The following is a 13,554-nucleotide window of genomic DNA, read 5'->3' as shown; positions in this document are numbered from 1 at the left end:
ATGCCACGTTTAAATCTTTTAGAAGAAACAAGGTTCGAAAAACTTCCCGTAACGGTATACCCTGATATGCTCACCGCATCAAAAGTGGTGGCGGGGCGTATCGCTGCCATTATTAAAAAGAAGGCCACTGAAGGTAAGGAAGCCGTTTTGGGCTTAGCCACAGGCGCTACGCCAATTGTTGTTTATAAAGAGTTGGTGCGCCTGCATACCGAGGAAGGGCTGAGCTTTAAAAATGTTGTCACCTTTAACCTCGATGAGTATTACCCCATGGCCGCCACCGCCGCGCAAAGCTACAAGGTGTTCATGAATAAGCATTTGTTTAGCCATGTAGATATTGAGCCGCAGAATATCAATATACCCGATGGTGAACTGGCGCAGGAAGATGTTGCTGCCTTTTGTTTGGAGTACGAACGCAAGATAAGCGAATACGGTGGGCTCGACCTGCAGATATTAGGCATTGGCCGTACAGGCCACATCGGTTTTAACGAACCGGGTTCGGCACCAAACTCGGGTACGCGTTTGGTATCCTTAGACGAGCTTACCCGCCATGATGCCGCACACGATTTTGGCGGCAAGGCCAATGTGCCCGCTAAAGCCATTACCATGGGGATAGGCACTATCTTCAAAGCCCGCGAAATTATCCTGATGGCCTGGAACGAAAAGAAGGCAGGCATTGTGAAAAAAGCAGTAGAAGGAGAGGTTTCGGCCGAGATACCTGCTACCTACCTGCAACTTTCAGAGAATGTGGAATTTGTTCTGGATACCGACGCTGCATCGCTGCTAACCCGTTTTGATACCCCCTGGTTGGTGAAGGATTGCGTTTGGGATACACGCCTCATTAAAAAAGCGGTAATATGGCTGGCTAAAACGCTGAATAAGCCTATCCTGAAACTTACTGAGGATGATTACAACGCTAATGGTATGGCACAGTTGGTGATTCAGAACGGACCGGTTTATAATATCAACATCGATATATTTAACAAGCTGCAGCACACCATTACCGGCTGGCCGGGTGGTAAGCCAAATGCGGACGACAGCCAGCGCCCCGAGCGCGCCCTGCCGGCCAAAAAACGTGTTATTTTGTTCTCTCCGCATCCCGATGATGATGTAATATCGATGGGCGGTACGTTTATACGCCTGGCCGACCAGGGGCATGATGTGCACGTAGCTTATCAAACATCGGGCAATAATGCCGTTTGGGACGATGACACATTGCGTTTTGTAGAGTTTAGCGTAGATATGGCAAAAGCACAAGGCGATAATACCGACAAGCAGCAAGCCAGCTACAATGAGATGCGCGAGTTTTTCAAAACCAAATCGCCAAACCAGCGCGATCCGCATTACATCGAAACCATAAAAGGGCTCATCCGCAAAGGCGAGGCTATTGCCGGCGCACGTTTTGTTGGGCTGGATGATAACCATATCCATTTTCAGGATCTGCCGTTTTACGATAAACGCAAGGTGAGCAAAGACGTATCGTACGAAGCCGACATACAACAAACTATGGACCTGCTGCAACAAGTAAAACCGCACCAGATATTTGCCGCCGGCGATTTTGCCGACCCGCATGGCACGCATAAAACCTGTTTCGATATTATCCACGAAGCCATCATCCGCCTGGCCAAAACCGAAGAATGGGTGAAAGATTGCTGGCTGTGGCTGTACCGTGGCGCATGGTTCGAGTTCGAGACCTACGAGATAGAAATGTGTGTGCCGCTATCGCCATCAGAAGTGGAGCGTAAACGCCTGGCCATCTTCAAACACCAAAGCCAAAAAGACCGCCCCGTATTCCCCGGCGATGATGCCCGCGAGTTTTGGGTTCGTGCAGAAGACCGCACCAGCGAAACCGCCCGCATTTATAATCAATTGGGCTTAGCGGAGTACGAGGCAATGGAGGCGTTTGTGAGGTTTCCTTTAGCCCCCTAACCCCCTAAAGGGGGAACTTTTGAAAGGCAAGAATACCTTACCAAAGTAATCAGCGGAATCAATTAATCATTAAAACGGCGAAGCCCTCTTGAGCGCCAAACAGAAATAAATTAACAGCGAAAAATCAACGGTTCAGATCGGTGAAATCATTTAAATCGGTGGAATCGGTGCAATAAAACAAACATGACGTTAATCAAATCAATATCAGGCATACGCGGCACCATAGGTGGCTTGCCGGGCGACGGTTTAACCCCCGCCGACGTTGTAAAATTTACGGCAGCTTACGGCCGCTGGGTTATAGAAACTACAGGCAAACGCAAAGTAGTTATCGGCCGCGATGCACGTATATCGGGCGCAATGGTAAACCATTTGGTAACCGGCACGCTAATGGGCCTGGGCATTAATGTGGTTGATCTTGGCCTATCAACAACGCCTACAGTAGAAATAGCCGTGCCCGATGAAGAAGCGGGCGGCGGCATCATCATCACTGCAAGCCACAACCCAAAACAATGGAACGCCTTGAAATTACTTAACTACAAAGGCGAGTTTATTAATGATGCAGAAGGCAAAAAAGTATTAGAGTACGCCGAAGATACTTCATGGGCATTTGCCGATGTGGATGAACTGGGCGAAGTAACTAACGACGATAGTTACCTGCAAAAACACATCGACAAAATACTGGCCCTGCCATTGGTTGATGTGGAAGCTATAAAAGCCGCCAACTTTAAAGTGGTGATAGACTGTGTAAACTCTACCGGCGGTTTGTATTTGCCGCCATTGCTGAAAGCTTTGGGTGTGGCTGCGGTGGATGAATTGTATTGCGAGCCTAATGGCCATTTCCCGCATAACCCCGAGCCACTGCCCGAAAACCTAACCGCAATTGCCGGTAGAGTGGTGGAAGCAAAAGCCGATTTAGGTATAGTAGTTGATCCGGACGTTGACCGCCTTTGCTTTGTGAACGAGGATGGCAGCATGTTCGGCGAGGAATATACGCTGGTGGCTGTTGCCGACCATGTGCTGAGGAATACACCGGGCAACAGCGTTTCCAATTTATCATCCACCCGTGCCCTGCGCGATGTTACCGAAAACTTGGATGGTGTTTACGAAGCTGCCGCAGTAGGGGAGGTGAACGTGGTAACCAAAATGAAAGAAGTAAATGCCGTTATAGGCGGCGAAGGTAACGGTGGTATCATTTATCCTGAACTGCACTACGGGCGCGATGCGTTAGTGGGTATAGGTTTATTTTTGACTTTGCTGGCCAAATCGGGCAAAACCATTTCGGAACTGAGGGCCACTTACCCGGAGTATTTTATCTCTAAAAATAAAATTACCCTTACCGAGGGTATGGACATTGATGCCCTGCTTAAAAAAGTAGAAGCAAAATACAGCGAGCAGCCTTACAGCACCATCGATGGTTTGAAGATCGAGTTCGGCAAACAATGGGTGCACTTACGCCGGTCGAACACAGAGCCTATTATCAGGATATATTCCGAAGCTAATTCGATGGATAACGCCGATAAACTGGCTAACCAAATTATTGAGGATATTAATTCTATCCTTGGTATTTAATATAGTCTTAATCGCACCATGCGAATATTCCCACATCTTTTACCACACCGCACACACGCCAAATTAAATTAAGCCAAGCCCGCCTGCCGGAACGCTTAATTTCATAAATGTGTTCGCTTACACTATTAACGGCCATTTTATTTGTAATAAAGTGGCTGTTTTTTTGAAATAAATATAATAATCATATTTCCTGTTAAGTTTTTGTAAAATTTATTTGCTTTTGTGTGTGCGAACACGCTATATTTAGAATATAATAATCAATCAGCTATAAACATATATAGTGTGCGAGCACATAGCTGAAGCATAAAGCCAATTAAGACCCTACTTTATACAGAAATGAGTTTAACAGGTACTAACACTTTTAACATAACAGCCATAGTGAAGCATTTTAATATAGCCGGAGAGATTGCCGGGGCGGAAGCCTTCGGTAACGGGCATATTAATGATACTTTTTGGCTAAAGAACCAAACGTCCGGTTGCCCCGACTACCTGTTGCAGCGCATCAATCACCATGTGTTTAAAGATGTGCCTGGCCTTATCGAAAACATACGCCTGGTAACCGCATACCTTAATAGTAAAATGCCGGGCGAAGATTCGGGTAAGAGCCAAAAGGTGCTTAAGCTTATTGATACTACCGATGGTGAGTTGTTCCACCGCGATGCAGATGGCAACTACTGGCGGGTATACCTTTTCCTTGCGGGTTCGCGCAGTTACGATATTGTGTTGACCGAGCAGCAGGCCTACGAAGGGGGGAAGGCATTTGGCTATTTCCAAACGCTGCTTTCGGATATGGATCCGCAGCAACTATCGGAAACCATTGTCGATTTCCACAACATCCGCAAACGCCTGCGCGATCTGCACAAGGCCATCGTAGAAAACGCAGCGGGCAGGGTCGATGAAGTGAACGCGGAGATAAAATTCGTGTCCGAACGCGAGAAAAGCATGGCCGTAATTTACGATCAGGGCTGCGAAGGCCTCTTGCCTAAACGAATTACGCATAACGATACCAAGTTCAATAATATCCTGTTCGATGCCGATGATAAAGCCGAATGTGTGATCGATCTGGATACCGTTATGCCCGGCCACGTGGCTTATGATTTTGGCGATGCTATACGCACCATAATCAACACCGCTGCGGAAGACGAACCCGATTTGGATAAGATACAGATCAATATCCCCCTGTTTAAGGCTTACGCCGAAGGGTATATCAATGAGGCACACGCCTTTTTGACCGATGCCGAAGTAGAATCGTTGTTTTTGGGCGCTATGCTGCTGCCATACATGCAGGGCGTACGCTTCCTCACCGATTACCTGCAGGGCGACACTTATTTTAAAACCGCCTACCCCGGCCATAACGTGGTAAGGGCAAGGGCGCAGTTTAAGTTACTCACCAAATTAGAAGAGCAGGCCACATTGCTTCGGCAGATCATTATTGATACAGTGGCGGCCCATAAAAGCAGATATAAGGAGGAGCAAAATTTAGGATAAAACTTATACATACTAACCCCAGCCAATCAACACATAAAATTTTTATTGCACCTAATTCTTACAATATGAACAAAAATTACTCACTTAAAATGAAGCTCTGTTGCGCTATGGTGCTGCTGCTTAATATGCAGTACCTGAGCGCCGATGCCAACAGCATTGCAAAGGGCATAGCCGATACACGCCGGTTCGCGGTTATTACCGGTACGGTTATCGATAGTAAGGGCCTGCCTGTCCCCGGCGTGGTGGTATCGGTAAAAGGCACTACCACTGCCGCGCCCACAAATGTTAACGGTAAGTTTACCATTAATGCCAACCCCGGCGATGTGCTGGTGTTTAAAATGGTGGGCTTTACTACTAAAGAGGTTATCGTAGGTTCGCAAACGGTTATTAATGTAACCATTGAGGAATCAAACACCGGCCTTAACGAGGTAGTGGTAGTTGGTTACGGCACGCAAAAGAAACGCGACCTTACCGGTGCGGTTTCATCCGTAAAAACCTCAGAATTAGTAACCAGCCAGGGCCCCGAGATAGGTACCATGCTAAAGGGTAAGGTTGCCGGTGTTACTATTCGCCAAAACAGCGCCCAGCCGGGTGGCGGTTTTGATATATTAGTGCGCGGCGCAGGTTCGGTGAATGCCAGTAATGCACCGCTGTATGTGGTAGATGGTTTCCCGATAACCGAACTGCAGCAACCCGAAACTTTGGGTGGCCGTTACCAGGCGGGTACACAAAGCCCGCTCAACTCGTTCAACCCTAACGATATCGAATCGGTAGATGTGTTGAAAGATGCGAGTGCAACAGCCATATACGGCTCGCGTGCGGCCAATGGTGTAATTTTAATTACCACCAAGCGCGGTAAAGAGGGTAAGGCAACGGTAGATTATTCATACAACTATACCTTCCAAAAATATAACAACTCATTTGATGTATTGCCGCTTAACGAGTGGATGCAGGTGCGTAACGAAGCAGGGCAGGAGCAGTGGGATTTTGATAATCACGTTATACCCTACGGAACAGCCACACGAGCTGATGTTATTGCCGGCGGCGTTAGCCCATATCGCAGACTGTATACTCAAAATGCAATTAATAACGTAGGCCGCGGTACCGATTGGTTAGCACTGGTAACCCGCAACGGGCAAACCATGCAGCACAACGTTTCGGTATCGGGCGGTTCTAAAACCACCAAATATCTTATCTCGGGTAACTTTTACGATCAGGATGGTATCGTTAAAAACTCGGGGCTGAAAAGGTACTCTATCCGCACTAACATCGATCAGGAACTGAGCAAGATATTTAAGCTTAGCTTAAACCTTACCACAAGCCGTATTGATAACCTGAACAGCCAGTTAGGCGGCGACCAATACGAGAACTCGGGTATCATTCGTGCAGCTATACAGCAAGGCCCGCACATACAGGCAATTGATGAGGATGGCAATTATCCGCTTAACCCGCAATTGGCACTACAGCCAAACCCATACTCGCTGCTTACCATTACTGATGAAGGACGTATAGAGCGCTTATTGGCCAATACCTTCCTGGATATTACACCTATCGACGGGCTGCTTATCCGCCTGAAGGCCGGTATAGATAGAGGGTACACCAGGCGCCAAAGCTATATCCCTAAAACGGTACTGGCCGGTGCATTAGAAGGCGGCCGTGCATTTATCGGTAACTCCGATAACAGTAACTACCTGTTAGAGGGTACCATTACTTACAAGAAAACCATTGCAACCGACCATAACTTTGAAGTGCTGGCGGGGGTATCTGAACAGAAATTTAAAGACAAATACCAAACTGCAGGGGCAACCGGCTTTATTACCGATGCCTTCCTGTGGAATAACCTGGGTGCCGGTACAAACCAGCAAACCTCAACCTCATCAGGCCCGCAAAACGTTATCGCATCATATTTCGGTAGGTTGAACTATAATTTCAAAAGCAAGTACCTTTTCACCTTTACGGTACGTACAGATGGTGCCAGCGTATTCGCCAAAAACAATAAATGGGGTACCTTCCCGTCGGCGGCCGTGGGCTGGAATGTGGCAGAAGAGCCATTCTTTGCCGGGATCAAAAACGTATTGTCGCAATTTAAACTACGCTTTAGCTATGGCCAAACCGGTAACGCTACCATCAACAGTAATGCATTTGCTGCCTACGGTGCTTACCCTGCATGGTTATCAGCTGCCGATACCAAGCTTATCGGTGTATCGCTTACCCGTTTAGAAAACCCCGACCTGAAATGGGAAACCACTACCGGCGCCAACTTAGGTTTAGATTACTCGTTGTTTAACGGCAAGGTAGAAGGTTCGGTAGAGTTATTTAGGAACGTGATATCAGACCTGTTGGATATTAAGCCGCTAAACTCTTACCAGGAAGTGAACACCATCATTGCCAACGTTGGTAAAACGCTTAGCCGCGGTATAGAGGTTACTATTCGTACCCGCAACATCACCAGGCCTAATTTCACCTGGACTACCCAGTTGAACTTATCAAAATACAAAGATACCTGGAAAGAACGTGCACCGGATTGGAAGCCATTTGTTTACCAAAACGATACCGACCCTATCCGCTCGGTGTACAGCCGCGTAAGCGATGGTATTTTGCAAGTTGGCGAGGCTCCGCCGGTATCGCAGCCCGAGTTGAAACCCGGTATGATAAAAATTAAAGATATCGACGGCTACCAGCGCGATGCCAACAATAACCCAATGGTTGATGCAAACGGCAGGTTTATCCGCACCGGCTCGCCCGATGGTATCATTGATGACGCCGATACCAAACTATTGGGTACATCTGACCCAAGCCTGATGGCAGGTATTACCAACATCATTACCTACAAAAGCTTTAGCCTTAACTTCGATTTTAACGGCCTGTTTGGCCGCAGCATGGTCGACCCTAACTACGTCACTTACGGCGTAAGCGCTTATGGTGTTTATTCAAATGGTTACAATGCCTTGCGTACTGTAAAAAACAGGTGGACGCCAACCAACCCAACCAATACGCAGCCAAGTTCGTTCTACGGTTTCTCGCCATACGGCATAGGCGATATATTTATGCAGAAAGCATGGTTTATTAGGCTGCAAAACGTATCGTTGGGCTATACCCTGCCAAAGAGCTGGACCAAAGGCGTGTTCCAGTCGGTACGTGTGCATGCAGATGGCTCTAACCTGTTCGTAATAACGCCTTACAAAGGTGTAGACCCTGAGACAGATTCATATACAGCTGCTTATCCGTTCATCAGGTCGTTTGTAGCGGGTGTTAACCTTACTTTTTAATTGAACCGTTAAAGGATATAACAATGAAAAAATATAAATTATTGATAGTGTGTTTGGTGCTGGCAATGTGCAGCTGTACCAAAGACCTGGTTTCTCTGGATTACTCGGAGATAAACCCCAATATATTCCCCAAATCGGCGGCCGATTTGGAGGCCATGGTAAATGCCGCCTATTACCCGGTTAGGGGTTCGTATGGCAATGGTATCTTCTCTACATCCGAAAAAGGCGTGATGTTTTTGAGCGATGCAACTACCGAAATTTTATACGGCCCTTATGGCGACCAATTTTTGGCCACCATGCACAATTTCCGCTCAAGCGATCTTGCCTTTACGCATTACTACGACGATTATTATAACAAGATCAGTATGATGACTAACACCATCGACCTGATCGAAAAATCGACCGTAACCGACGATCTGAAAAAGAGAGCCATTGCTCAAGTAAGATGCGCCCGCGGCTTGCTGGCCTACACCCTGTATGACTTGTATGGGCCCATTGTAATTGCACCGTTAGATTTGTTGAAGAATCCCTTGAAAGAAGAGCCACTGGCACGTTTATCTAACGATGAGATGGTAGCTTACATTAAAGCTGATTTGGTAGCTGCCGCCGCCGACTTGCCTGCACCGGCAGAAGCCGAATATGGCAGGTTTAACAAAGCTTTGGCTAAAATGATACAGATACGCCTGGCCTTGCACGAAAAGAACTGGCAGGAAGTTTTAACCCTGTGCAATGATATCATCGCTTACGGTTATTACAGCATCGACCCTGATTATGTAGGCATGTTTGGTTTAGAGGGGGCTAAAAACAGCCGCGAAACCATCTGGGCTATCCCTTGCGATTACCAGGGCACCAGCGAGAACCAATGGCAACTGATGGTTTTACCTGCCGTGTTTGCCCCTAAAGGTGGTTTTGGTACCATACAAAGCACCTGGTATTTTTATGACAGCTTTGAGGCTGCTGATAAACGCAAAACCCTGCTGCTATCTGAGTTTACCGGTACCGATGGTATTACCTACAACCGCGCTAACCCGGGTACGCTTATCAACTTCGGCCCAATACCATTAAAGATAGACCAGGATGCTAACCGCACCACGGGTTTAACTACTGTGGATATTATGATGTACCGCTACGCCGATGTATTATTATCAAAAGCAGAAGCTATTGCCAATATATCGGGCCCTAACCAGGAAGCCATGGATTTGATTACCCGTGTACGTACCCGCGCAGGCCTTACCGCCAAGCCGCTGGCGAGCTATGCTTCGCTGGCGCAATTTAACGACCTGATACTGCTGGAACGCAGCCACGAGTTTTGGTGCGAAAACGGCCAGTACCGCGCCGACCTTATCCGTATGGGTAAATTTGTATCGCGTACGCAGGAAGTTAAAAATTCCACTTATACGGGCCCTAATAAAGTGGTTTACCCATTCTCGCAGGCACGTATAGCCGAGGGTAAGGGCAAGTTCATACAAAACCCCGGTTATAATTAATACCCGGGCCTAAGAAGCTATTTTGTAAACAAAAGATGATAATGATGAAGAAGAACAAGAGGGGAGTAATTGCAACAGCGCTGGCCGCCACATTGGTTGCAGGCTGCGTGATATTAATGGCATGCGGCAAAGGCAGCAAATCTACACCGGAGCCAACACCCCCTACTACCGAAACAGGGGTTACGTTCAGCTCGTCGAACGAGATATTTGCCAACCCCGAGCGCGGGTTTACCAAAACTTATACTGCGCGCACAGCTTTAGATGCAACTACATTGGCCAACTACAGGATAAATGGTAACACCACGCTTGCCGTGCGTGTATTTTACCTTGAAGATTATAAAGCCAAGCCGCTTGACCAGGCAAAGCTGGATTTTATACAGGCCGACCTTAACGCTATGCGCACCGCGGGTATAAAAGGTATTATTCGTTTTGCTTATGTAGAGGATATGACCGGCTCTGACGCGCCTTTGTCAATAGTGTTGCAACACATCGACCAATTGAAACCCTTGTTTGAAGCTAATAAAGACGTTATAGCATTTGTGCAGGCGGGCTTTATAGGCGCTTATGGCGAATGGCACACTTCATCAAACGGGTTGGCCACAACCGAGAACGAGAAAACCGTTTTGCTGAAACTGCTGAGCGTGCTGCCTCAGGATATTATGGTGCAGGTGCGTACACCGCTGCAAAAGCAAAACGTTTTTGGCACGGCGGTTTCAATAGCGGCAGCGCAGGGTTACTCGGGTAGCGATATTGCCCGTGTTGGCCACCATAACGATTGCTTTTTGGGCAGCGAAGATGATTATGGTACTTATGTAAACATCCCGGTAGAGAAACAATACATCAGCAACGAAGCGCTTTATGTACCTGTTGGTGGCGAAACCTGCCCGCCTATAGGTGGCTACTCGGCCAGTTGCGATAACGGCCGTACCCAAATGAAACTGCTGCGCTGGACCTACCTCAACCTCGATTACTATCAGCCAACGCTTAGCGCCTGGAGAACATCGGGTTGTTTCGATGAATTTGTACGCAACCTGGGTTACCGCATATCGTTGGTGAACGCCGTTATACCGGCCACAGCAAACGTAAACGGCAGCCTAAAGTTGAACATCAACATCACCAACACAGGTTACGCCCCGCTTTACAATAAAAAAAGCACCAGCCTCATCTTAAAAAACAAAACAACAGGCTCTTATTACGAAGTGCCGCTTACTTACGATATACGTACCTGCAAGCCGGCAACTACAGCGGTAGCTAACTTTAATATTGGCGAAACCGTTAGCCTGAGCAGTGTTCCCGCCGGCGATTACGCACTATACCTGCGCGCTGCGGACCAAGCCGCCAGCCTGAAAAGCAAAACAGAGTATGCCGTAAGGTTTGCCAACACCGGTACATGGGTTACCGATAACGGCGGCATGAACGACCTTAAATCAAGTTTAAAGATTCAATAAAATTTAAAAGCATAAAACGATGAAAAAGAATTTTACCTACTACCTGTGCGGCATCGTTATAGCCGCACTGGCCTTAGGCTCTTGTAAAAAGAGCGGCGAAAATGGCAACGGCACCAAAGCCGTATTCAGCTACGTAGCCGATGGCTATAACGTTAACTTCACCAACTTCTCTACCAATGCCACCGAGTATAGCTGGGATTTTGGCGACGGCAGCGCCGAAGGTTCAACAAAAAAAGCGCCTCAGCACATTTTTAAAAGCAAAGGCGATTTCCTGGTAACGCTTACCGCTAAAAGTGGCGAAGCTACCAGTACCTTTAAAGATACCGTGAGCATCATAGGCCCCAATATTAAAATAGACGGCGACTTTACCGATTGGCAGTATGTAGACTATGCGTACACCAATACGCTACCATCTGGCGGTACGCTAACGGGCATTAAAACCTTTGCCTCGTCGACAGATATATTCTTTTTGCTGGAAGGTACGGCAGATATGAAGATGGAAATTTTGGATGTATACATTGATGCCGATAATAACAACGCTACCGGTTATACCGTTGGCTCGTATCCGGCTGCATCAGGGGCCGACTATTTGTTAGAAGGCAGCCTTACAGGTGGTTGGGGTAATTTATTCCAGCATGTGGGCGGGCAAAACTCATTTAGTTTCAATGTAGTTGGCGATTTTCCTGATGTGTTCCATTATTCCACTGTTAAAACAGTAGCCGGCAAAAACATCATCGAGCTTTCTATAAAGAAAGATAAGCTGGGCACCACCAAAAACTTCGTGAATTTTGCCTTTATGGAAAGTACAAGCGGCTGGGCAACCATTGGTATTATGCCCGAGAACGGTGCACCAACTTCGGCATTTTTGAAAGTAACGTTGTAGACGCCTGAATTTTTTATTCCCTCCTTAGGGAGGGGTGTGCCGGGTTGTGTGCAAATGCAGGGAGGGGTTAGGTAGTTACGCATTAACGAATTGCCTTATGGCTAAACCCCTCCCTGCCTTTGCGCTCCGGCAACCGCACCCCTCCCCAAGGAGGGAATGTGTATGCTGATATTATATTTCCATCCAAATCACACTCATGTCAACCGCAACCATCGCAACAAAAAAGCCCGCCTTAAACCCGATCATCATTATCGGCGCGTTATTCTTCGTGTTCGGCTTTGTTACCTGGCTTAATGGTACACTGATACCCTTTTTGCAACTGGCCTGCCAGTTGAGTACATCCGAAGCCCTGCTGGTAACCTTTGCCTTTTACATGGCCTACTTTTTCCTTTCAATTCCATCATCATACATTCTTAAAAGAACGGGTTTCAAAAATGGTATGTCGCTGGGGCTTTTGGTGATGGGGATAGGGGCTTTGGTTTTTGTACCGGCTGCCAATACAAGGGCATTCCCGTTGTTCCTGGCAGGCTTGTTCATACAGGGGATGGGTTTGTCGTTATTGCAAACAGCATCAAACCCATACATTGCCATTGTTGGGCCTATAGAGAGTGCAGCGCAGCGCATTAGTATTATGGGTATTTGTAATAAAATAGCAGGGGTACTTAGTCCGCTGGTTTTAAGTGCATTGGTATTGAAAGGAGCCCAGGGTATAGAAACGCAACTGAAAGCCACCACCGACGCCGCCCAAAAAGATGCCTTACTGAGCGAACTTGCCGGCCGGGTTATTGCGCCTTATGTGGTGATAGCTGTGGTATTAGCAGTGTTAGCTTTGTTGATCAAATCTTCATCGCTACCCGAAATAAATACCGATGGCGATGCCGTAGCCGATGATGGAACCGTTGTTGCCGCCAAACCGAGCGTGTTTAGTTACAGTAACCTTAACCTGGGTATCATCTGCATATTTCTGTATGTAGGCGTTGAAGTGATGGCCGGCGATGTGATAGGCAGCTACGGCAAAGCCCTGGGCATGAGCCTCGATCAAACCAAGATATTTACATCTTACACTTTGGCATCTATGGTGGTGGGTTATATCATCGGTATTGTAGCCATCCCCCGTTACCTTAAACAGGATAAAGCGCTGATGCTATCAGCATTAACAGGTGTGTTGTTTTCTGTATTAGCGTATTTTACTACGGGTTATCTCAGTATAATGTTTATTGCCTTACTGGGTTTGGCCAACTCGCTTATGTGGCCTACTATTTGGCCGCTTGCTATTAAGGGGCTGGGCAAGTACACCAAAATAGGTTCGGCATTGCTGGTGATGGGTATTGCCGGCGGTGCCATATTGCCGCAGGTTTACGCTTCATTGGCTAAGAGTATGGGTGCGCAACTGGCCTTTTTGTGCAGCATGGTGCCCTGCTATGTTTATATTTTTTACTATGCAGTTTTTGGCCACAGGCAAAGTGTGTAATAGCCCAAGGCAT

General features: G+C 47.3%; 8 protein-coding genes. All 8 read left to right on the top strand.

The annotated features are described in order from the left end of the window. The 8 genes from nagB to BC343_RS13235 all read left to right on the top strand — a co-directional run bounded on the left by nagB (position 1) and on the right by BC343_RS13235 (position 13,541). The gene (gene nagB, locus BC343_RS13270; protein WP_078348268.1) at positions 1 to 1,926 is read left to right on the top strand and encodes a glucosamine-6-phosphate deaminase; all 1,926 of its coding nucleotides are present in this window, start codon (positions 1 to 3) and stop codon (positions 1,924 to 1,926) included. 183 nt (positions 1,927 to 2,109) lie between these two features. Beyond that, positions 2,110 to 3,495 carry a phosphoglucosamine mutase gene (gene glmM / locus BC343_RS13265; RefSeq protein WP_078348267.1) on the top strand — a complete coding sequence of 462 codons (1,386 nt, stop codon included), beginning with the start codon at positions 2,110 to 2,112 and terminating at the stop codon, positions 3,493 to 3,495. A 336-nt stretch (positions 3,496 to 3,831) separates the two neighbouring features. Further along, entirely contained in the window at positions 3,832 to 4,983 is a 1,152-nt protein-coding gene (locus tag BC343_RS13260; RefSeq protein ID WP_078348266.1) for a phosphotransferase enzyme family protein, read from the top strand. A 65-nt stretch (positions 4,984 to 5,048) separates the two neighbouring features. After that, positions 5,049 to 8,252, top strand: a complete 3,204-nt coding sequence (locus tag BC343_RS13255) for a SusC/RagA family TonB-linked outer membrane protein (protein WP_078348265.1) — start codon at positions 5,049 to 5,051, stop codon at positions 8,250 to 8,252. 23 nt (positions 8,253 to 8,275) lie between these two features. After that, positions 8,276 to 9,739 carry a RagB/SusD family nutrient uptake outer membrane protein gene (locus BC343_RS13250; RefSeq protein WP_078348264.1) on the top strand — a complete coding sequence of 488 codons (1,464 nt, stop codon included), beginning with the start codon at positions 8,276 to 8,278 and terminating at the stop codon, positions 9,737 to 9,739. Positions 9,740 to 9,780: 41 nt separating this feature from the next. Then, positions 9,781 to 11,187: a DUF4832 domain-containing protein gene (locus BC343_RS13245; protein WP_162276868.1), complete on the top strand. Its 1,407-nt coding sequence runs from the start codon at positions 9,781 to 9,783 to the stop codon at positions 11,185 to 11,187. A 19-nt stretch (positions 11,188 to 11,206) separates the two neighbouring features. Next, the gene (locus BC343_RS13240) at positions 11,207 to 12,070 is read left to right on the top strand and encodes a PKD domain-containing protein (RefSeq protein ID WP_078348262.1); all 864 of its coding nucleotides are present in this window, start codon (positions 11,207 to 11,209) and stop codon (positions 12,068 to 12,070) included. Positions 12,071 to 12,266: 196 nt separating this feature from the next. Then, positions 12,267 to 13,541 carry a sugar MFS transporter gene (locus BC343_RS13235; RefSeq protein ID WP_078348261.1) on the top strand — a complete coding sequence of 425 codons (1,275 nt, stop codon included), beginning with the start codon at positions 12,267 to 12,269 and terminating at the stop codon, positions 13,539 to 13,541. The last annotated feature ends 13 nt before the right edge of the window (positions 13,542 to 13,554 follow it).

This window comes from Mucilaginibacter pedocola, assembly GCF_002013915.1.
In the GTDB taxonomy this organism is placed as follows: Bacteria; Bacteroidota; Bacteroidia; order Sphingobacteriales; family Sphingobacteriaceae; genus Mucilaginibacter; species Mucilaginibacter pedocola.
This window is presented reverse-complemented; position numbering and strand designations above follow the sequence as displayed.

What these genes read in the sequence shown, in the direction of transcription:
- nagB (WP_078348268.1), top strand. Translation starts at nt 1, where the DNA reads ATGCCACGTTTAAATCTTTTAGAAGAAACAAGGTTCGAAAAACTTCCC.
- glmM (WP_078348267.1), top strand. Translation starts at nt 2,110, where the DNA reads ATGACGTTAATCAAATCAATATCAGGCATACGCGGCACCATAGGTGGC.
- BC343_RS13260 (WP_078348266.1), top strand. Translation starts at nt 3,832, where the DNA reads ATGAGTTTAACAGGTACTAACACTTTTAACATAACAGCCATAGTGAAG.
- BC343_RS13255 (WP_078348265.1), top strand. Translation starts at nt 5,049, where the DNA reads ATGAACAAAAATTACTCACTTAAAATGAAGCTCTGTTGCGCTATGGTG.
- BC343_RS13250 (WP_078348264.1), top strand. Translation starts at nt 8,276, where the DNA reads ATGAAAAAATATAAATTATTGATAGTGTGTTTGGTGCTGGCAATGTGC.
- BC343_RS13245 (WP_162276868.1), top strand. Translation starts at nt 9,781, where the DNA reads ATGATGAAGAAGAACAAGAGGGGAGTAATTGCAACAGCGCTGGCCGCC.
- BC343_RS13240 (WP_078348262.1), top strand. Translation starts at nt 11,207, where the DNA reads ATGAAAAAGAATTTTACCTACTACCTGTGCGGCATCGTTATAGCCGCA.
- BC343_RS13235 (WP_078348261.1), top strand. Translation starts at nt 12,267, where the DNA reads ATGTCAACCGCAACCATCGCAACAAAAAAGCCCGCCTTAAACCCGATC.